We start from the raw sequence: 20,177 nt of genomic DNA, 5'->3' as shown, positions 1-20,177 counted from the left end.
TAATTCAGGGAATCAATTCACGCCCTGGATATGCACGTCCGGTAGCGTTTCACGCACTTCCCAGCCGCGTAGCTTCCCGGGATTTAATAAATTATGCGGATCGCAGGCGCGTTTCATCGCGACTACATCGGCGCGGACCATGCCTTGTTTGCCATCTTCAATATGAATCACATGCGGATTATTGATTTTAATACCCTGGCTGCGGTAAATATCCATAATCTCATTTAAGCGCTCCTCCGTGCTGTAACGCACTAGCGGCAATCCACTGCAGGTGAGTGTGCCGTTCATATCACGCAGAAACTCAATATGAGACATCACTTCACTCGATAATTGTGATTCCATCATCAGCGCCTGCTGGTGGTAATTTTCAGCCGCATACGCAGTTTGCAGATAGGTCAGGGTTTTATCGATTTTGAGCGCCTGCAACGTGGTGTGGTTCCAGCAATATTCAATCAGTGAATGACCGCTGTTTTCACCCTCTGCATAGCGCAGTGCATTGTGTCCCGCATGCTGCGCCAGTATTGCGGGCATCAGGACATCACTTTCGCAGCCCACCACTGAAATCACACCGTGCTTGCCGCTGACGTTGGCATCGGACAAATCGCTGAAGTAATCCAGCACCGGTGCAGCAAACACCGCTATCTGGCGTTTCACCAGACCTGGTGAACGGGCCAGCGCATCGGCAAAGGCCATCGCCGTTGAAAAATCAGCGAAGATGTCGAGACGCTCAATCCAGTCGTGGCGCGGGGCCAGCGCCAGTTCGATCTCCAGCACAATGCCATTGCTCCCATAAGCATGATGCAGCAGCAGCGCATCCGGTGCCTGCAAGCTGATGATGCGTGGCGTTTCCTCCATGGTCATCATGCGCACTGACAGCACGTTGCCCGGCGCGGCTAATGGCCCGTAATTGATCGATCCTACACCGCCAAATCCCCCGCCAAACAACCCTCCCAGCGTGGCCAGTTTCCAGGTGGACGGCATGCAGCGTAACTCCCAGCCATGCGGGCGCGTATAGGCTTCCAATTCCCCAAGACGAATGCCTGCCTGTGCTCGCACCGTGCCTCTGCCCATCGCCGTGACGGCATTGAGGCGCGTCATATCCACCATCACACCGCCATCCAGTGGGATCAGTTGTCCGTAGTTACCGGTGCCACCTCCGCGCAAATTAAGCGGTACGCGGGCTTTGGCGCAGGCGGCGACGACCGCAGCGAGTTCGGTCTCATCGCGCGGGCGCACCGCCAGTTCCGCAAATTTCTCCTCCAACTGCGGCTTCAGCACCGGACTGAACCAGTGGAAATCACGTGACAGACGTTTAACCTTGGGTGCTTCTTTAATCCAGTCAAGTTCAGGCAACGCCGCGACCAGCGCCGCCAGTGCAGACTGGCGATCGGAATCAGACATGTGGACATCCTATGCATATTTTGGGGAGGGCGGCCTGAAGGCCGCGCCTGATGTAAATCAGAGCGATGTGCAACGGCAATCATCAGCCGCCACGTCGATTAACCAAGACTCAACTCGCTCTCGTGCCAGGCGGCCAGCACCCGACGTGTCAGCCACGACATCAAGGCAAACAGCAGGAATCCAGCCAGAGAGATCAGCAGCAATGCGGCAAACATCAGCGGAATATTAAGCTGATAACCGGCCTGCAGAATCTGGTAAGCCAGCCCGGTATCGGTGCCACCGGTGCCCGCGACAAACTCTGCCACCACGGCACCAATCAACGACAAACCGCTGGAGATGCGTAATGCGCCGAAGAAGTAGGGCAGCGCCGAAGGAATGCGCAGACGCAGCAGAATTTGCATGCGTGATGCATGGTTGAGTTTGAAATAGCTCAACAAACCGGGCGAAACGCTTCGTAAGCCCTGCGTGGTGTTAGAAATGATCGGGAACACTGCCATCAGTGTGGCGCACACCACCAACGACAGCGTGGTGTCTTTGACCCAGATGATGATCAACGGTGCAATGGCGACAATCGGCGTGACTTGCAGAAAAACGATATAGGGAAACAACGCCGTTTCAATAAAGCGGTTCTGCACCAGCAGAAAGGCAATGATTGAGCCGATGACAATCGCAACCACAAAGGAGATCACGGTGATCTTCAGGGTATAGAGCAAAGACATGAACAACGTTGGAAAGTTTTGCACCAGACTTTGCGCGACCACCATCGGTGAAGGTACCAGAAAGGTCGGCACCTTAAAGGTGGTCACCAGAAATTGCCATAACAGCAGCATGACAACCGCGACAATCGCCGGGAATAGCCACTGCTGGAATTTTAAACTGGCGGCGAGTGGTTTCATTATTTGCTCTCCTGACTGGCTGCCAGCAAGCCACGTTGCAACTGTTGCGCATAGTGCGTAAATGGCTGACTGACGCGGAATTCATCGTCGCGCGGCTGAGTGGTTTCAATGCGAATGTCATCCACCACGCGCCCTGGACGTGCCGCCATCATGATCACACGTTGAGACAGGAACACCGCTTCCTGAATCGAGTGAGTAACGAACACCACGGTGAGCTTCTGTTCCTGCCACAAATCTAGCAGGTCACTGTCGAGTTTGTTGCGCGTAATCTCATCCAGCGCACCAAAGGGTTCATCCATTAACAGCACTTTGGGGCGCGTAACCAGACCGCGCGCAATCGACACGCGCATCTGCATGCCGCCCGAAAGCTCGCGCGGCAGAACGTGACCAAACTGGCCCAGTCCCACCAATTCGAGAATCTCTTGTACACGCGTATCCGCTTCAGCGCGTGGCACGCCGGCTAAATCCAGCGGCAGGCGCACATTTTTATGCACTGTGCTCCACGGCATCAGCGTGGCTTCCTGGAAAACGAAAGAGAGCGGAAGATCACGCTGATTTTCCCGACGATCGCGGCGGAATAGCATCAGCTTGCCGTCTGTCGGATCAATCAACCCAGCGATCATTTTCAAAAGGGTACTTTTGCCACAGCCGGAGGGCCCCAGCAGCGAGACAAATTCACCCTGACGAATGGTGAGATCCACGGGCAGCAGTGCACGCGTGCCATTGGGGTAAATCTTCTCCGCTGAAAGCACCTCAATCGCTGGGGGGGCCGCAGGCAGCGGCACCGGTTGCGCATCAGCATTTCTCAGCGTTAATTTGCTGGCGGTGTTCATGGCATAACCTTGACGTCTTTAATGAACTGCAAGGTATAGCTACCTTCAAATGGGACTTTAGCCGGATCGATCAGCTTGTTGTCCACCAGCAGCTGCCAGGTCTGTTTGAGACGTGGTTCGGTAATAATGCCAATCCCTCCGGTTTGCGCATCACCGCCGGTCACCATCTGGTATTTCTTCATCTGGGCGATACCAAAGGCAATCTGTTCATCGCTCATCTGCGGGTTTTCTTTCTTGATCAGCACGTTGCCAGCGCTGGGATCCTGCAGATAATTTTTCCAGCCTTGCATCGAGGCTTTAACGAAAGCGGCAACAGCCTGTGGACGCTTCTCGATGGTCGATTTCATGCAAACAATGCTGTTGCCGTACGGTGGATAGCCCCAGTCACTGATTGGATAGACGTTGGCCTGGGCATTGGCTTTCTGCACCGCAAACGGCTCGGAGGTGATATACCCTTGCTGCACCAGCGTTTTATCCGCAAGGAACGGCTGAATACTGAAGGTGTATGGACGCACGCGGGCATTTTTCAGGTTCAGCGCGCTTTGTGCCCATGGCCAGTAAGAGGTATAGGCTTCTGCAGCGAGCAGGAAGGTTTTGCCCTGCAGATCGGCTTTATCTTTCACATCGGGATGGGTGAGAAATGCGATGGCTGAATGCTGGAAGGTGGTGGCGACGGGCACGGCTTCAACCCCTTGCTGCCACGATTCCAGCGCTTGCATATTATCGCTGATGATACAGTCCGCCTGACCCGCCGCCATCAACTGCATGGTGTGCACCTGTGGGCCGCCCATTTTAATCGTGACGTCCAGGCCAGCGTCTTTATACAGATTCTGTGCCTGCGCCTGATAGAAGCCGCCATGTTCCGCCTGGGCATACCAGTTGGTCATAAAGGTAAAGGGTTCAGCCGCCATGCTCTGGGCCGACAGCGCCAGTGAAAGTGCGGCTACCATGCTCAATTTTTTCATCATCGTCGATCCCCGTTTAGCGCGGTTGTAATAGTGATGCAGCGTCGTTGCGATCTAATACCTTGCCCTGCCATTGGCCCGTGCCCCACGCCGGTTCGGCGCGTGTCACCCAGACCATCTGGTGCACTTCAGTGATCACCTGCGCCCAGCTTTCGGCGAGAGAATCAAGAATGGCCGCGCCTTGCTCAGGGGTGGAAGGCAACGGATCGCCAATCACACCGCTAGGACCAAAATCATAAGAAGCCCAGGCCGCCATCGGCTTGTTAGTGGAGAGCGTCGGGCAGGGGAATTCAGGCGGATAATTCGCCACCGCTTTGCTCATCTGGACGGTGTCGGGTGCCAGCGCCAGCATCAGTGCGGTTTCGGCGTGTCCTGCGTGCATCGCCATTTGCCGCTCTTTGTCATCCATAAAGCTCTCGGCGCAGTTCGGGACTTTGAAGGTGTCCTGCATGATGATGATCATATCGCCGTGACGCAGGCGCAGTTCACGCGCAGCCATCTGCAACGGCTGTGGCTGGCCACCATGACCATTTACCATCAAAAACTTACGAAAACCGGCGCGATACAGCGACTCGCCAATCTCCAAAATGGTGTGCAACAGCGTTTCCCCAGTCAGCGTCAGCGTGCCTGGGAAGTGAAGGTGCTCATCGGATTTGCCGTAGGTGATGGGTGGGATGGCGAAGGCGGGGACCGCCGCCGGTAAGCGAGCCAGCGCATGCCCGACCACGCCCGAGGAAATCACGCTGTCCACCGCGCACGGCAGATGCGGACCATGCTGCTCAATGGCGCCGGTTGGCAGCACAATTACCGTGTTGGCTTTATCGTCCAGCGTGGCAATGTCAGTCCAGCTCAGGTACGGCAAAAAGCGGTTTGCCGGGATATAACCATGCAGCATACATAATCCTCGTGTTATTGCGGCAACCACGCCGTGGCTTCAACTTCGATTAAAACGTCCGGACTGGGCAGCATTTCACTAATCTGTACCACCGTGGAAACTGGCGGCTCATCGGGGAAAAACTGCTTTCGCACCCGACTGTAATGGGGAAAATGATCGAGATTGCGGAAGTACTGCACCAGCTTAAATACATCGCTCATCTGGCCGCCGGCGCTTTCAATGGTGGTGCGGATACTTTCCAGTACGTACCAGCTCTGTGCCAGAATCGGACCTTCTTTAATATCCGTCGAAAATTCACCGGTACGTCCAAGTAATCGTTGAGCAGCTTCCGGGATATCGCCGTAACCGCGCACGATGGTGGCAGTCTGCGGGTTCACCGGAATAATGCCGGAGAGAAAGATAAAGTCGCCCACGCGTCGCCACGCGGCATATTTTGCCAGCGGTTTTCCCGCTCCCTCATCAAGCGCCATTGCTCTCGTCTCCATAACGCACACCCTGTTTTAACCGATAGCGCTGACGCTGACGCAACGGCCAGCTGGCGACGTCGGCCTGCGGAAAGATCACTAAATCGTTTTGCTTGAATGCCTGCGGATGGCAGATAAGTTGGGAAGCTTCATCGAATGCAGCGCCCAGTTGCAGGCTTAACAGGCCGCTGAACAACGTATCCAGCGGGTCGTAACTGCCTACGGGGCAAAAGGCGTCCTGCACGTTGTCCGCGCCCAGCAGTACGGGAATGCCTCGCGCGCTCGCCTCTTTCACCAGCGTTAATCCACGCTGGCGCGGCGTGCGGCCGGGTACCGCGTCTTGCAGCAATAAATTGGTCATAGGCAGGGCGATCAGCGTCACACGCTGCTGGGATAGCTGGTCGAGTATCTGCAACGCATCGTCCTGTTGCGTCAGCGCGCAGCTATGGCTGCAGGTGAGATTTCCACTAAAAGGGTGATGCTCCAGATAGTTCGCGAGCCAGCGCATACCTTGCGCATCCGCATTCAGCTCTTCATCAATGTGCAGGTCAATATCCAACTGCCACTGCTCGGCAGCCTTCATCAAATGGGTAAAGGCTTGCGCATCCCAGTTGCTGCTGTGAATAAATCCGCCCAGCAGTGCACCTGGCCCGCTCACGGCAACCTGTGCCGCAATGTGTTGGGCATCTGCGGCATTGGTGAAGAAACTGAGGGGCGCCAGCGCCACACGTTCAATTCGGCACAGTGGATGATCGAGATCGCCGATGACCTGCCAGGCGAGCGGTGCATCGGGAGTAAACCAGTCAATATGGGTGCGCAACTGGCTAACGCCACTTTCCGCTGCCCAGTCTAATGCCCGCCGGGCGCGTTGCAGCAGATCGTCATGGCTCCAGTGCTCGCGGTCCTGATGCATTGCGGTAATAGCGGCCAGCAAGCCCGGTTGCAGTGCCGGACTGCGCTGAATGGTGAAGGTTTTATCCAGATGCGCATGGGGTTCGATGAACGCGGGCAGCACCAAAGCGCCATGCAGTGGTAAATAATCGTGATGCGCAGGCTGTTCAGGCTCGCATTGCGGACCTTCAGAGGAGAAATGCAAGGTGGCGAGCTGTGGCGCACCGTTATGCATCGGCCAGTTGTCGGCTAATAGCCAGCGGGGTAATCGCGCCCCAGTCACACCTGTATAGACTTTCATAAATCCAGCACCAGGACGGACGAGTGCGCGCGTGAACAGCACAGCACGATGCAATCATTGGCCGCGCGCTCTTTTTGGCTCAACACTTCATCACGGTGATCCGGTACGCCCGACAACACGCCGGTAATACAGGCTCCACACATGCCTTGTTCACAAGAGAGTTCAATTTCAACGCCCGCGTTTTCCAGTACTTCAGCGATGCTTTGCGCTAGGCCGACGGTGAAACGAGCCCCGGACGAGGCGATCTCAATGTCAAAACTGTCGCCTGGAAGGCGTGGGGCTGATTCCGGTTTGAAACGTTCACTGTGCATCTGCTCACTGCGCCAGCCATATTCCAGCGCCAGACTTTGCAGGTGGGACATAAAACCCGCTGGGCCACAGGCCACCAATGCACCATTTTCAGGTGAACCCAACTCCGCAGGGTGATGAGTCCGAAGACTGTCGCCCTCAGCGCTGTAATGGATCACCGCGCGGTCGCCGAGCAGTGCCAAACGTGTAGCAAAAGCCAGCTCATCCTGCCGCTTTAGATAAAGGTGCAGCACAAAATCAGCCTCCTGCACAGCCAGCGCTTCCGCCATCACTAACAACGGCGTTAAGCCGATACCTGCCGCAAAAAGCAGGGTGCGCGGGGCATGAGGCAATGGGAAATGATTGCGAGGAGCCGAGATGGTCAGCTCATCGCCGATGTGCAACTGATGATGCATCCACTGCGAACCGCCTTTAGAAGCGGGATCGAGCCTTATACAAATTTCATAATGCGCTGCGTGAGCAGGGGAACACAGGGAGTATTGGCGTATTCCGCCGATGGGCAGATGCACATCAATATGTGCGCCCGGCGTAAAATGCGGGAGTGGTTGGCCGCTAGTACTGCCCAGCGTGAGTGATACGTTGCCAGCACCGTTTAACTGCTTTGCGATGACGGTGACAGCCAGGTGTGTTGATTTCATAATCAGCCTGTCTGAACAGAGATGTCACAGCGCTAAAGCCGCGCATACCCTTGTTTTTATCCTGGCTGCGATTATTATTTTGCCATCGTGTAAGCGTCCATCTGTTTAATTCGCATGATGTGTTGCAAAAAAGAGAGCACCCACTATGTTCGCCTTCTCCCGTTTTTTACTGTATTTCACCGAAGTGGCGCGCCAGGGTTCACTGCGCAAGGCTTCGGAGGTGTTGCACGTTTCAGCCTCATCCATTGATCGACAGATCCTTCGCGTTGAGGAGCAGTTGGATATGCCGCTGTTTGAACGCCATCCATCAGGATTACGTATGACGGCAGCGGGAGAGATTTTGCTCAATGCGGCGAAAAACTGGCAGCGGGAGTTTGGTCGGGTTTGTACCCAGCTGGATGATTTGCGCGGGCTCCGCCACGGGCATGTGCATATCGCCACTATTGATGCGATAAATCGCGGCTTTTTTTCATCAATCCTGCAACGGATTCGCGAAGAGTACCCCGGCATTTCCTTCACACTCACCACCATGAGCAATATCCATATTGCCAATGCGCTAACCGCCGGAGATGCAGATTTCGGCATCATGTTGAACCCGCAAAGTTCGCGTGAGCTGTTGGTAAAGTCCTTTGCTGATTTACGCCTGGGAATTGTGGTGAGCAGTCAACATCCGCTGGCAAATCTGGAATCTATCCGCTTCAGCCACTGTGAATCCTGGCCGTTTATCGTTCCTGCCGCGCCCCTGATGTTGGCCGATCCGCTGGAAGCGCTGGTAAACAGTTCCGGTATTCGCCTGAATGAAGTTGGCCGAACCAATAACATTCATATGCTGCGCTCGCTGGTCCGTGATGGGGTAGGCATCAGTTTGATGTGCTGGCTGGATATTGTTGACGAGTATCGCCGGGGAGAATTGAAGTTCATTCCGCTAATCGACACGGTATTGAAACCCTTCACGTTGTCGTTGTGTGTGGCGCCACAGCGTCAATTGTCGATTGCCGCATCGATGATGCTGCGCGAGTTGGAATCGTTTTTTGCATTGATGCAGAGCGAAGAGGCTTTGGCGGGAGTTGAACAGTCGCGCTGACGTTGATTGCATCCTGGAAACAAGAAGCCCCAGCTTGGCTGGGGCATTGATTCTTGCGCTTCATGTCTTGGATCTGGCACCGTACGAGTCGGGAGAAGAACGTCAGACTAGCTACAAATGGAATTCTAATCGCATAAATTAAGGATTGCAATATCGCCGAATAGACATCAGCGGTATAACGTCTTCCACGATATGGAAATTGGATAAAGCATCACATGCCTAAAAATTTTGATTTTACCGATATGGTAAAGCTAACCTCTTCTGCTCGCCTATCAAGCTATCGTTCCACATTTACTATTGCTGATGATGCGGAGTTATTTGGTCTGTATAGCTGGAATCTTGAATTGTCAGGTGCTTTTTGTAGTCTGATACAATTGATTGAAGTCGCTATACGTAATGCCATAAACGAAGCAGGCAAGAAATATATTACAACTGAACATAATGTACATTGGTTTAACGTCATCCCCTACAGTTTGAGTTGTGAAATAAACTCTGATGTTAAATGTGATGGTAAAGATAAGCTGGTTAAGTCTGCTAAAGTTAAAGGTTTTGAGAGTGGCATAGTAAAAGCTGAAAGAAACGCACGGAAGATGCTGCAGAAAAAATTAGGCAAAGATACATTAGCCACCCCGACCCTGGATCAGATTATTTCTCAGACTGATTTCAGTGTATGGGAGCATATTCTTGATAAGAGTTTTTATGATGGCGATGCCAGTAAGGGATATCTTTGGCCAAAGGGTTTCGCCACTGCGTTCAAGAAAATGCCGATGGTAACAGGTAAAAACAGGCAGTTTAAACAACGTGATATTATTCGTCGTAGAGTGGAAGCCGTCAGGGTATTAAGAAATCGCGTAGCGCATAACGGACCAATCTGGAAAGATGCCTGTTTTATTGATCGATCTTCAGTAATACGTTGTCTGGAAGAGAAAATTGCGGATATCGTTGAGTTAGCGTATTGGATATCACCCGTTTTGCATGCTTTTATCAGAGACGGAGCATTAGTGCAAAGGCTAAAATCGATTGTGTGTGCGTATGAAATGAATAACGCAATGTACCTGAATTTAAGTTCTAATATTGACAGTATGGAAACGTTAATTCAGGTGTTGCAAGAGTGCCACGTATATAACAGAAGAATAATGATTCAGAATGAAAATATCAAAGCTCTGGTCTGTGCGAATAAAAATCGGTTTTATTAATCAACGTTAGAGCACTACATCGTTAACAACGCCGAGAGAGCAGAAACTCCCGGCGTTGTTTTGAAAATTAACTTCCCCAACGGCTGCGTAAATAATTCACCGCCTGCTGAGTTTGCGGTTGATTAAGGTAGTTTTCGCGGAACAGAATAGTGCCGTTAATTTGTGGCACAGAGTCATTAAGGTCGAGCTGTTTTTTCAGTTCTGGCACGCCACCATTAATGGTCCAGTCTGGCTCCATCTTGGAGGTTTCACCGACTTTATACAGCGCTACACCGATATAGAGCCGGGTGTGCGTGGGTTTGACTACATTGGCCCACCAGTTCGCGAGCACATCATAACGTGCAGCCTGGCGTGAAAATGGCCAGTAGATCTGTGGCGCGATGTAATCTAACAGGCCCATCTGCACCCATTTGCGTGTATCGGCGTAAGCTTCGTCGTAGGCCGCCGCGCCGCGCGTGTCTGAGCCTGCGGGATCGTGGGATACGTTGCGCCACACACCAGCGGGGCTGACGCCGAATTCGACATGCGGTTTTAACTGCTTAATGGTGCGGGACACTTGTTCAATCAGCTGCTGAGTATTGTGACGTCGCCAGTCCGCTTTCGAGGCATATCCCTGACCATACTGGCGGAAGGTGGTGCTGTCATTCAGCGTTGAGCCGGGCGATTCCGCATAGAAATAGTCATCAAACTGCACGCCATCGATATCATAATTTGCAACCACCTCCGCCACGATGCTGGTAATCCAGTCGCGGGCATCAGGAATGCCTGGGTCCAGCACAAAGCGATCACCTGCGGTGCGGATCCAGTCACGATGGAGCACAAAAACGCTGGCTGGATGCAGGGAGAGTGTGTTGTTGAGTTCTGCCACCGTCGAGGGTTTCACGTTGGTGGAAACGCGATAAGGGTTAAACCACGCATGCACTTTGATACCGCGTTTGTGTGCTTCATCCAGCATAAACTGCAGCGGATCGTAACCGGGATCTTCCCCAATCTTTCCGGTCATCATATCTGACCAGGGTAAGATTTTAGAACGCCACAGTGCCGTGCCGTCAGGTTTCACCTGGAAGAAGACGGTATTAATACCGAGACTTTTAAGTTTATCCAGCTTATCGGTCAGCGCCTTTTGTTGCTGGCTGATGCGATTTGCCGGGCTGGCATTCACTGAGGCTATGGGTGGCCAGTCAAGGCGCGACACCGTGGTGAGCCACACACCACGCACCGGTTCTGCGCTGGCAACGGGCTGAACAGGATGCGGTTTCGGCGTTACTGTCGGGAACGGGGTGACCAGTGATTTAGGCGGCTCGGAACTGCAGCTTGCTAAAAGCAGTGCAGCCAATAGCGTGGCCATTTTATTCACGGTAGTTATACGGGGGAAACGCGCGGAACAGGCTATGATAAACTCCATTTCTTTCAATTTACTGTTCGAAGAGCCTCATTCTCTTCTCATCAGCCTTAAAGTCAATAAGAGCCCTCGGTAACGTTGTTATGCCATCCATGACGAACGCTGCCCACGGGAACTCACCAAAAACAGGAATACACTGCTATGACCTATGAAGACCTTTACCGCCGCATCGCGATGATTGTTTTCAGCTGTGGACCGCAAGGTGCACGTGAATTAATCGTAAAAGCTGAACTGTTTGCCGATGACGAGGGCGGTGAATACCAGTTCGATTATCTGGATGAAAACGGCGAGCCAGACTGGTTTGAACCGGATGCACAGGCAATTGGTGATTTAACTGAAGCATTGAAAGATTTCCAACACTACTTCGTTGAGCACGATATGACCGAAGGGAAGCCGGTGTGGAATAAATGCGTTGTGGTGATTAACGTGCCGGAAGAGTCGATCAGTATCGATGTGCAATATGAGTAAGGCTTCCGGGCCTCCCAGCCCGGAAATTTCTGGCGTTATGAACGCACTGCCACTAACGCCTCGCGCTCGCGCAAAGCACGCTTACGATGCACGATACGGCTGGTGATCAACACCGCCAACGTGAGTAAGCCGGTGGCGATGATTTCCGAGCGATGCGCCGGCATAAACAGCATTGAGACCAACACTCCCACGATGAACACCATGGTTGCCCAGGTTAAGCCTGGGAACAGCCACATGCGATAACTTAAGATCTCACCCCGTGCCTCGCGCTTTTTGCGCAACACCAGATGCGAGGCCGCTATCACCAGGTAAACCAGTAACGCAATCGCGCCGGAACTGGCTAGCAGGAACTCAAATACCGCTGCGGGTGCCAGATAATTGGCGATCACCGCGAGAAATGCAGCGGCAGTTGAGGCGATGACTGCAACCCAGGGCGTACCGCTGCGAGTGGTTTTAGATGCAGCGGCAGGGGCATCCTGACGACGGGAAAGCGAGTAAAGCATGCGTGAAGCTGTATAGAGCGCAGAGTTAAGACAGCTGCACACCGCGATCAACACCACTACATCGACGATTTGCCGCGCATAAGGAATATTCATCATCTCCATCGCCGTTTGATACGAACCGGCTTTCATCAGCGATGGGGTATTCCACGGCACCAGCGCGATAACAATGAAGATCGACAGCAAATAAAACAACGCAATACGCCAGATCACTGAGTTGGTGGCCTGCGTAATCTGCTTTTTCGGCTCGCGGGATTCCGCTGCCGCGATGGTGACGATTTCCGTTCCCATAAAGGAGAACATGGTGGTCAGAATGGCAGCCAGTACGGCACCGATGCCGTTTGGCATAAAGCCGTGCGTGTCATATAGGTGAGAAATGCCTTGCGTACTACTACCCGGCATCAGGCCAAAGATAGCCAGACTGCCGACAATCAGGAAGGCGACAATGGCGACCACTTTCAACAAAGCAAACCAGAATTCGAACTCACCGTAATTCTTGACGCTGAACAGGTTGCTAACCGTCAGAAACGTGGTGATCGCCAAGGTATATTCCCACACGGCAATCTGCGGGAACCAACTGTGCAATATCGTGCCTGCGGCATTGGCTTCAAGCGGAATGACCAGCACCCAAAACCACCAGTAGAGCCAGCCAATGGTAAATCCGGCCCAGCGTCCCAGTGATTTATCTGCATAGGTGGAGAAAGAGCCGGAGTCCGGTGAGGCAACGGCCATTTCCGCTAACATGCGCATAATCAGCACCACCAGCGCACCGGCTGCGATGTAGGCCAGTAACACGGCGGGGCCTGCTTCGGCGATAGCATGACCGGAACCGACAAACAGGCCGGCACCTATCACACCGGCAATGGATAACATGCGGACATGACGCGGCTTTAAGCCTTGCGCAAGCGCATCGGCATTCTGTGAACTCATTGTTTTCTCCAGATTGTCTCTCGGGCTGTGATTTGACACAGCCTGGCTGCAGCAGGTGGATGACCAGCCCGCATACGGGCTGGCTAAGCTGGGGGCCTACGAATCCTGGTGCGCGCTCAGCACATGGCTAAGAATCTCCAGCGCCTGGCTGAATTGCGCATCCGGAATGGTGAGCGGGTAGAGGAAGCGAATCACGTTGCCCTGCGGACCACAGGTCAACAACAGCAAACCGTGTGACATGGCTTGTTGCTGGATGGCCTGAGCGGTTTGCGCCTCGGCAAACTCCACCGCTACCATCGAACCTAATGCGCGGATATCGGTGATCGCAGAGCAGTGGCGACGTGCCTCATTGAGGAATTCGACCAGTTGCGCACCCAGTTTCACTGAGCGCTCACACAGTTGTTCTTCAGCAATAATATCCAGCACCGCATGCGCGGCGGCAATGGCCAGCGGGTTTCCAGCATAGGTGCCACCCAGACCACCTGGGCCAGGCGCATCCATGATCTCTGCGCGACCACTCACCGCAGACAACGGCATGCCGCCCGCCAGACTTTTCGCCATGGTGATGAGGTCAGGTTTGACGGTGTAATGGTCCATGGCAAACAGTTTGCCGGTACGACCAAAGCCGGTTTGCACTTCGTCGGCAATCAGCAGAATGCCGTGCTGATCGGCCAGCTGGCGCAGGCGAACGAAGAACTCAGCAGGAGCAATGTGGAAACCGCCTTCGCCTTGTACTGGCTCCAGCACAATGGCCGCCACATCTTGCGGCGCGATGTCCTGAGTGAAGATGTCTTGCAGGCTTGCCAAAGCAGCATCAATGCTAATACCGGCCACGCTGTTGGGATAACGAGCGTGCCACACGGAAGCGGGCATCGGGCCGAAGTCACGCTTATAGGGGGCCACTTTGCCGGTCATCGCCATCGTCATAAACGTACGACCATGGAACGCGTTACCGAACGTGATAATGCCGTGACGGCGTGTGGCGGCGCGCGCAACTTTGACGGCATTCTCAACCGCTTCAGCACCGGTTGAGAAAAAGGCGGTTTTGGCTTTACCGGCTATGGGCACCACGCTGTTGATGCGCTCTGCCAGGCCGACATAGCTCTCGTAAGGCGTCACCTGGAACGCGGTATGGGTGAATTTTTCTAACTGTTCCGCGATGGCTTTCACGATGCGCGGATGACGGTGGCCGGTGTTGAGCACCGCGATACCACCAGCGAAATCAATCCAGCTGTTGCCTTCAACGTCACGCAACGTCGCATTCTCTGCTTGATCGACATACCACTGGCAAAGATTACCGGTGCCACGTGGGAGTGCGTCATCTTTACGTTGTTGCAGCTGGCTGTTTTTACCTTCCATAACCTTTCCTTAGCGATAAGCGTCTTTACAAATCACGACAAACACGCTTATTTATCCCTGCGCTAAGGTTTGTTGCCAGAGCCACTTTTACAGAAAAGGATGGAGCCAATTGCGGAGTTTGTACGCCGATCATGTATTAGAACGTTTGCAGTTTATGCCGGAAGGGACGTTGCAGCAGCGCCTGTTGGCGTGTATGCAGGCGGCGATTGTTGAGGGGATTTTTCCACGCGCCACGCGATTACCGGCCACGCGCGATATGGCACGGGAGTTATCGGTGTCACGTAATACCGTACTTAACGTTTATGAAAATTTGATGTCACAGGGCTATGTTACAGCGCGCACCGGCAGCGGAACCTGGATCGTCGAAACGCTGCCTGAAGGGTGTTTAAACAGCCCGCGTGGCGATGACCTGACGCTGCCGCTGAGCGTGAAAACGGCGGCGATTTCTAAACGCGGTGCATCGCTGTTGGGCCATGCCAACGCCTCGCCTTATCAATGGGGCGCGTTTGTGCCAGGCGCGCCGGATGTCACGCAGTTTCCGCACAAACTCTTTAGCCAGATTCAGGCGCGATTAAATCGCGAGCCCGATGTTGATCGACTAATTTACAGCAGCAATGGCGGCTGTCCGCTATTGCGACAGGCACTGGCGGACTATCTCAGCGTGGCCCGATCGGTGCGTGCGGATGCGGATCAAATCATCATCACCGAAGGCATCCATCAGGCGGTTGATCTGGTCACGCGCGTACTCTGCGATCCGGGTGATACCGCGTGGATTGAAGAGCCTGGCTACTGGGGCACGAGAAACCTGTTACGCATTAACGGTCTGAAAATCCAGGCCATGCCGGTCGATGATCAGGGCATTATTCCTGATTTACCTTCGCGAGCGCGGGCACCAAAAGTGATATTTGTGACACCGTCACACCAATATCCATTGGGCGTTCATCTCAGCCTTGAAAGACGTAAGCAGTTGCTGGATTTAGCCAGCAAACATAAAACCTGGTTGATAGAGGATGACTACGACAGTGAGTTTCGCTTCGCGGGGCAGCCATTCCCCTCGCTGCAAGGTTTTGAGCCCGATGCGCCGGTGATTTACATGGGCACGTTCAGCAAAACGCTCTATCCGGCACTGCGACTGGGTTATCTGGTGGTGCCAAAAGCGCTGGCTCAACCTTTGCGCGTTGCGGCGGCGGAACTCTATCGTGGCGGGCATCTGCTGGTGCAGCGGGCGCTGGCGGAATTTATCCAGAAAGGGCATTACATGGCGCATATCCGCCGTATGCGCAAACTCTACAGCCAGCGTCGTCGCTTTTTAGCGGGTCTGATTGAGCGTTATCTTGGCGCTGATTTTATGCCGCGCGTCAATCATGAAGCGGGCTTGCATCTGGTGGTGAATTTACCGGCTGGATGTGATGATGTGGCGATTGCTGCACTGGCGCTGCGGCGCGGTGTGAAGGTTAGACCGCTGTCGCAATATTACATGCACCAGCAGGAGCGACGAGGATTGCTGCTGGGTTATGCCTGCGTGGATGAGCGTCAGTGTCAGGATGCATTTGGCGTACTAAAGGCATGTCTGGTGGAGAGCGAGATTTTATCGCGTTCGTAGGCGTGTGTGCCTGCAATCATAATGATGGGCGGCCCGAGGGCCGCGTCATTCAGGACTGAGCGATACCGTTTAAACGTTGCACGACATCAGCACTCAACACCAGATCGCCACTGGCGAGATTCTGCTGGAGATGTTCTGGTGATGATGTGCCAGGAATCAACAGAATGTTTGGCGAACGCTGAAGTAACCAGGCCAGGGCAACCTGCAATGTAGTGGCATTCAACTCTTCGGCCACGGCGGTAAGCTGCTCGGATTGCAGCGGTGAGAAACCACCCAGTGGGAAGAACGGCACATAAGGAATACCCTGCGCAGCCAGTTGATCAACCAGAGCTTCATCCTGGCGATTCGCCAGATTGTAAAGATTCTGCACACAGGCGATGGGCGTCATTTTCTGCGCGTCCGCCACTTGTTTGGCCGTTACGTTGCTCAGACCAATATGCTTAACCAGTCCGCGCTCTTTAAGCTTGATCATCGCTTCGACCTGCGGTTCGAGTGAGCCTTCTGCGGGCCCAAATACTTGCAACATAGAACGAAAATTGACGACCTCCATCACATCAAGGCCAAGGTTACGCAAATTATCTTCCACCGCCTGGGTTAATTCATCCGGCGAAAATGCGGGTAACCAGTCACCTTTATCATTACGACGCGCGCCCACTTTAGTGACTAACACTAATTCGTCACGGTAAGGGTGCAGGGCTTTTTTGATGAGTTGATTAGTAATGTGCGGACCGTAATAGTCACAAGTATCAATGTGATTAACCCCAGCCGCTATGACCTCACGCAGCACCTGCAGCGCCCGAGTTTCATCAGCCGGTGGGCCAAATACCCCTGGACCGGCGAGTTGCATGGCACCGTAGCCCAAGCGTTTAACCTGACGATCGCCCAAAGTATAAGTATTTACGTTGTGAGACATGGAAACCTCCTTCGTCGATGTGTGTACAGATTGTAATTGACAGATCGCTGTGCAACTATCCGCATAAATCGGGACACAGTGTACGGAAGGGCGAACAATGGCATTGGATATTGCACTGCTCCATGCGGTGGTGGCCGTGGCAAAAGCGGGCGGGTTTCGTGAAGCGGCTCGGATGACCGGCAGTAATCCTTCACGTTTAAGTGACGCCGTAAGACGAGCGGAAGAACAACTAGGCGTTCGGTTATTTAACCGCACCACTCGCACCGTGGTGCTCACCGAAGCGGGCAGAGCGTTAATGTCGCGCTTGATGCCAGCGATGAACGAAGTTGATGCTGCTCTGGATGCACTGAATAATTTTCGTAATACGCCGGGAGGGACACTGCGTTTGAATGTCCCCGTCAGCGCTGCCCGGCTGGTGCTGCCCTCCATCGTGCCCGGCTTCCTTGAGCGCTATCCCGACATTCAGTTGGAGGTCGTGGCGGAGAGCAACGTGCAGGATATTTTCCGCGATGGCTGTGATGCCGGTATTCGTTACGATGACCACCTTGAACAGGATATGGTGGCAATGCCAATTGGTCCGCGCAGCCAACGTTTTGCTGCAGCCGCAGCGCCTGGCTATCTGGCAAAGCATGGCATGCCGCAGCACCCCCGCGATTTAATGCAGCACCGCTGCTTGTACGGTCGCTACGCGACGGGTGTCGTTGCCGATTGGGAGTTCGAGAATGGGGATGAGGTCGTGCGCTTACAGCCGAAAGGTCCATTGATTTGCAGTATTGGCGCGGCAATGGATCTCACGGTTTCTGCTGCTGTTGCAGGCGTGGGAGTGGCCTATTTATTCGAAGACTGGCTAAAACCCGCCTTGATTGACGGTAGTTTGCAGCCGGTTTTACCAGAGTGGTGGCAGAGATTTTCCGGTCTGTGGCTCTACTATAACGATCGCCGGCTGATCCCGGCACCGTTACAAGCCTTCCTCGACTATGTGCGCGAACTCAATGCGCAGCCGCCAGCGGGTTAACCAGCAGTCCGGACATCAATGCGCGAAACGCATCAACCGCGCGCGGAAGCGCAGCTACCGGTTCGCTGGAGGCGGCAATCCACAGCGCGGCATTTACTGCGGCGCCATTGACTAAATGTGCGGCCGCTTCAGTATCCATCGGCTTCACCGTGCCCTCTGCAATCAGCGCAGAGAGCCTGTCTGCAGTGGTGCGCAGACAGGCAGTTTGATTGGGCCACTGTGAAGGATCGCCGAGCACAGCGGGACCATCAAGCAGCATGATGCGTTGCACCTCTGGCTCCAGTGACATCTCAATGTAGGTCATCGCTTCTGCCAGAAAGGCATGCCACTTTGATTCAAACTGCTGCCCAGCGGCACGCATCTGCACCAAAATCTCTGTGTCGATCTGGTCGATAACCGCTTGTAAAAGTCCCTTTTTATCGCCGAAATTGTGATAAAGCGCTCCCCGCGTCAGCCCTGCTTCAGCGGTCAGATCATCCATTGATGCGGCGTTATATCCTTTCTCTGCGAAGGCCCTTCGAGCAGCCTCGATCAATTTTGCCCGCGTTTCTTCAACCTGTTCTGTTCGCCGTTTGGCTGCCATAGCAACTCCAAAAATTTGCATTGACATACGATGCGTATGTTATCCATATTAATACATACGCGGCGTATGTTAAAGCGATAACCGGGTTAGCTACCCGGTTTCACCCTTTTTTTCCATCAGGAGTGCGATTATGAACAAACGTAATGCCATTTTTCCAGCGGGACGTCAGGCGCTGTATGAAATTAACCAATATTCTGCCGCAATACGTTCCGGAGACCTGTTATTTGTTTCGGGGCAGGTAGGAAGTCGGGAGGACGGCTCTGCGGAACCTGACTTTGCAGGTCAGGTCAATCTGGCGTTTGAAAACCTGCAGGCTGTGCTGAAAGCAGCGGGATGTACGCTGGGTGATGTGGTGGATGTCACCAGTTTTCATACCGATCCTGAAAACCAATTTGCCATCGTGAATGAGGTACGTTTACGGCATTTTGGTGAAGCGCCGTACCCAAACTGGACGGCAGTGGGGGTAAACTGGTTGGCGGGGTTTGATTTTGAAATCAAGGTGATCGCACGAATTCCTCAATAGTTCAGCGTGCCGCACAGGGAGGTGTGTCTGTTGAATCAGCGCACCCGGCGCATAATCTGCAATACCGCCAGGGCAATGAGTGCAGAAATGGCTGCCTTAATCAGGAGTAGGGTGAAATCGTATTGATCCATCGCTGTTTCACCATCACCGGATACGCGGACTACATGGCTAATGAGCCCATCGGGAATCAACACGATGCCGGCAATAAGGATGATAAAGAAAATAAGTATTTTCATTTGATTTCACACTTTGAGTAATCAGGAATGCCGCGCACATCAATTCGCCCATAGGCCAGCAACCCATTGCCACCGGGAACCTTAACTTTAGGCCGACTGAGTAGCGTACGCCTCAGGCTGTGGAATTCATTGGCACGGTAAAGTGTAATACAGCCCCATGAAACACCAGAGCCGTCAGTATTGAGCGGGTGCAAACGAAAACTGCCACGACGATTGCCGTTAACAAAAACATAATCGTTCATGGTTTGACTGTTATAGAGAGCAAACCATTCTGCATGATGATTGCGATACAAATGTGCCATATCTATCGCCTCAGCACGTAGGCGATTAAAAAAACTCCCTTCTGGACGATCAACTATCCAATATGTACCAGGCGGAATAGCCGCTTTTTCTTTATCTGAGCAGTCGGGATTATTAATGTAACGTTCAATTCCCGATAATACGTCAAAAGAACCAATGCCATAGCATTCGAGCGGCAACGTTTTACCATCTCGCGACAGCTTCTTGTAATCCATGGTGCAAACCTGCATCAGCAACACTCCTGTCATCAATGTCCGGTGAATGGCAGCGCAGAATGAAGGCGTTTATACCAGTCAGAATTAGAGAGAGTTTACACAAAGGTATATGGCTATTAAGTGACAAGAAGGGAATTATTCGACCGATCAATCGGTTATCAGAATCATCCTGGAAATAGGGTGCGGGATATTTGTAATTAAAGATGGCAGGCAATAAAAAAGCCGATGACTGTTTCCAGTCACCGGCTTTATCGAAC

21 protein-coding genes are annotated in these 20,177 nt (G+C 53.3%); 6 read left to right on the top strand and 15 right to left on the bottom strand.

The annotated features are described in order from the left end of the window. Positions 1–12 precede the first annotated feature (12 nt). The 8 genes from FD744_RS05855 to FD744_RS05820 all read right to left on the bottom strand — a co-directional run bounded on the left by FD744_RS05855 (position 13) and on the right by FD744_RS05820 (position 7,593). On the bottom strand, positions 13–1,401 hold the full coding sequence (locus FD744_RS05855) for an FAD-binding oxidoreductase (RefSeq protein WP_160867649.1): 1,389 nt from the start codon (positions 1,399–1,401) through the stop codon (positions 13–15). Between the two features lie 98 nt (positions 1,402–1,499). Further along, on the bottom strand, positions 1,500–2,297 hold the full coding sequence (locus FD744_RS05850; RefSeq protein WP_160867648.1) for an ABC transporter permease: 798 nt from the start codon (positions 2,295–2,297) through the stop codon (positions 1,500–1,502). Beyond that, positions 2,297–3,130 carry an ABC transporter ATP-binding protein gene (locus tag FD744_RS05845; protein WP_160867647.1) on the bottom strand — a complete coding sequence of 278 codons (834 nt, stop codon included), beginning with the start codon at positions 3,128–3,130 and terminating at the stop codon, positions 2,297–2,299. Before FD744_RS05845 ends, FD744_RS05850 begins: the two co-directional genes overlap by 1 nt. Further along, complete coding sequence (locus FD744_RS05840; RefSeq protein ID WP_160867646.1) at positions 3,127–4,098, bottom strand: ABC transporter substrate-binding protein; 972 nt, start codon at positions 4,096–4,098, stop codon at positions 3,127–3,129. The genes FD744_RS05845 and FD744_RS05840 overlap by 4 nt, the downstream gene beginning before the upstream one ends. Before the next feature lie 13 nt (positions 4,099–4,111). After that, positions 4,112–4,990: a creatininase family protein gene (locus FD744_RS05835; protein WP_160867645.1), complete on the bottom strand. Its 879-nt coding sequence runs from the start codon at positions 4,988–4,990 to the stop codon at positions 4,112–4,114. A 14-nt stretch (positions 4,991–5,004) separates the two neighbouring features. Then, positions 5,005–5,460: a RidA family protein gene (locus FD744_RS05830; RefSeq protein ID WP_160867801.1), complete on the bottom strand. Its 456-nt coding sequence runs from the start codon at positions 5,458–5,460 to the stop codon at positions 5,005–5,007. Further along, positions 5,450–6,646: an amidohydrolase family protein gene (locus FD744_RS05825; protein WP_160867644.1), complete on the bottom strand. Its 1,197-nt coding sequence runs from the start codon at positions 6,644–6,646 to the stop codon at positions 5,450–5,452. Before FD744_RS05825 ends, FD744_RS05830 begins: the two co-directional genes overlap by 11 nt. Beyond that, positions 6,643–7,593, bottom strand: a complete 951-nt coding sequence (locus FD744_RS05820; RefSeq protein WP_160867643.1) for a PDR/VanB family oxidoreductase — start codon at positions 7,591–7,593, stop codon at positions 6,643–6,645. Before FD744_RS05820 ends, FD744_RS05825 begins: the two co-directional genes overlap by 4 nt. Before the next feature lie 145 nt (positions 7,594–7,738). On the opposite strand from FD744_RS05820, the gene FD744_RS05815 reads away from it, so the two are divergent. Together FD744_RS05815 and FD744_RS05810 are read left to right on the top strand one after the other, a co-directional pair. After that, positions 7,739–8,677 (top strand): LysR family transcriptional regulator, encoded by a 939-nt coding sequence (locus FD744_RS05815; protein ID WP_160867642.1) that lies wholly within the window; start codon positions 7,739–7,741, stop codon positions 8,675–8,677. Between the two features lie 215 nt (positions 8,678–8,892). Then, positions 8,893–9,873: an Abi family protein gene (locus FD744_RS05810; RefSeq protein ID WP_160867641.1), complete on the top strand. Its 981-nt coding sequence runs from the start codon at positions 8,893–8,895 to the stop codon at positions 9,871–9,873. 67 nt (positions 9,874–9,940) lie between these two features. Here FD744_RS05810 and FD744_RS05805 read toward each other — a convergent pair whose 3' ends face one another. Beyond that, a complete protein-coding gene (locus FD744_RS05805; protein ID WP_160867640.1) occupies positions 9,941–11,278 on the bottom strand; it encodes a glycoside hydrolase family 10 protein in 1,338 nt (445 codons plus the stop codon). 138 nt (positions 11,279–11,416) lie between these two features. On the opposite strand from FD744_RS05805, the gene FD744_RS05800 reads away from it, so the two are divergent. Further along, the gene (locus FD744_RS05800) at positions 11,417–11,743 is read left to right on the top strand and encodes a hypothetical protein (protein WP_045815361.1); all 327 of its coding nucleotides are present in this window, start codon (positions 11,417–11,419) and stop codon (positions 11,741–11,743) included. Positions 11,744–11,778: 35 nt separating this feature from the next. Here the strand turns inward: FD744_RS05800 and gabP are convergent, their stop codons facing one another. Next, the gene (gene gabP / locus FD744_RS05795; RefSeq protein ID WP_034829828.1) at positions 11,779–13,173 is read right to left on the bottom strand and encodes a GABA permease; all 1,395 of its coding nucleotides are present in this window, start codon (positions 13,171–13,173) and stop codon (positions 11,779–11,781) included. Positions 13,174–13,269: 96 nt separating this feature from the next. Further along, positions 13,270–14,532 carry a 4-aminobutyrate--2-oxoglutarate transaminase gene (gene gabT / locus FD744_RS05790; RefSeq protein ID WP_160867639.1) on the bottom strand — a complete coding sequence of 421 codons (1,263 nt, stop codon included), beginning with the start codon at positions 14,530–14,532 and terminating at the stop codon, positions 13,270–13,272. A 109-nt stretch (positions 14,533–14,641) separates the two neighbouring features. On the opposite strand from gabT, the gene FD744_RS05785 reads away from it, so the two are divergent. Continuing rightward, positions 14,642–16,135 carry a PLP-dependent aminotransferase family protein gene (locus tag FD744_RS05785; protein ID WP_202403410.1) on the top strand — a complete coding sequence of 498 codons (1,494 nt, stop codon included), beginning with the start codon at positions 14,642–14,644 and terminating at the stop codon, positions 16,133–16,135. A 49-nt stretch (positions 16,136–16,184) separates the two neighbouring features. Here the strand turns inward: FD744_RS05785 and FD744_RS05780 are convergent, their stop codons facing one another. Continuing rightward, positions 16,185–17,048, bottom strand: a complete 864-nt coding sequence (locus FD744_RS05780) for an aldo/keto reductase family oxidoreductase (protein WP_160867638.1) — start codon at positions 17,046–17,048, stop codon at positions 16,185–16,187. Positions 17,049–17,145: 97 nt separating this feature from the next. Here FD744_RS05780 and FD744_RS05775 point away from each other — a divergent pair, with 97 nt between their 5' ends. Then, the gene (locus FD744_RS05775) at positions 17,146–18,063 is read left to right on the top strand and encodes a LysR substrate-binding domain-containing protein (protein WP_160867637.1); all 918 of its coding nucleotides are present in this window, start codon (positions 17,146–17,148) and stop codon (positions 18,061–18,063) included. Here the strand turns inward: FD744_RS05775 and FD744_RS05770 are convergent. Beyond that, positions 18,038–18,646 carry a TetR/AcrR family transcriptional regulator gene (locus FD744_RS05770; RefSeq protein WP_160867636.1) on the bottom strand — a complete coding sequence of 203 codons (609 nt, stop codon included), beginning with the start codon at positions 18,644–18,646 and terminating at the stop codon, positions 18,038–18,040. The two genes, FD744_RS05775 and FD744_RS05770, sit on opposite strands and share 26 nt — an antisense overlap. Positions 18,647–18,776: 130 nt before the next feature. Between FD744_RS05770 and FD744_RS05765 the strand changes: the two genes are divergently transcribed. Continuing rightward, positions 18,777–19,169: a RidA family protein gene (locus FD744_RS05765; RefSeq protein ID WP_034829836.1), complete on the top strand. Its 393-nt coding sequence runs from the start codon at positions 18,777–18,779 to the stop codon at positions 19,167–19,169. Between the two features lie 35 nt (positions 19,170–19,204). Here FD744_RS05765 and FD744_RS05760 read toward each other — a convergent pair whose 3' ends face one another. Together FD744_RS05760 and FD744_RS05755 are read right to left on the bottom strand one after the other, a co-directional pair. Further along, on the bottom strand, positions 19,205–19,405 hold the full coding sequence (locus FD744_RS05760; protein ID WP_160867635.1) for a hypothetical protein: 201 nt from the start codon (positions 19,403–19,405) through the stop codon (positions 19,205–19,207). After that, on the bottom strand, positions 19,402–19,920 hold the full coding sequence (locus tag FD744_RS05755; RefSeq protein ID WP_237449342.1) for a DUF2778 domain-containing protein: 519 nt from the start codon (positions 19,918–19,920) through the stop codon (positions 19,402–19,404). Before FD744_RS05755 ends, FD744_RS05760 begins: the two co-directional genes overlap by 4 nt. Positions 19,921–20,177: the final 257 nt, after the last annotated feature.

The organism is Pantoea sp. Taur (assembly GCF_009830025.1).
Classification (GTDB): domain Bacteria; phylum Pseudomonadota; class Gammaproteobacteria; order Enterobacterales; family Enterobacteriaceae; genus Pantoea; species Pantoea communis.
Note: the sequence above shows the minus strand (reverse complement) of the source record. Positions and strands in the feature narration are given on the sequence as shown.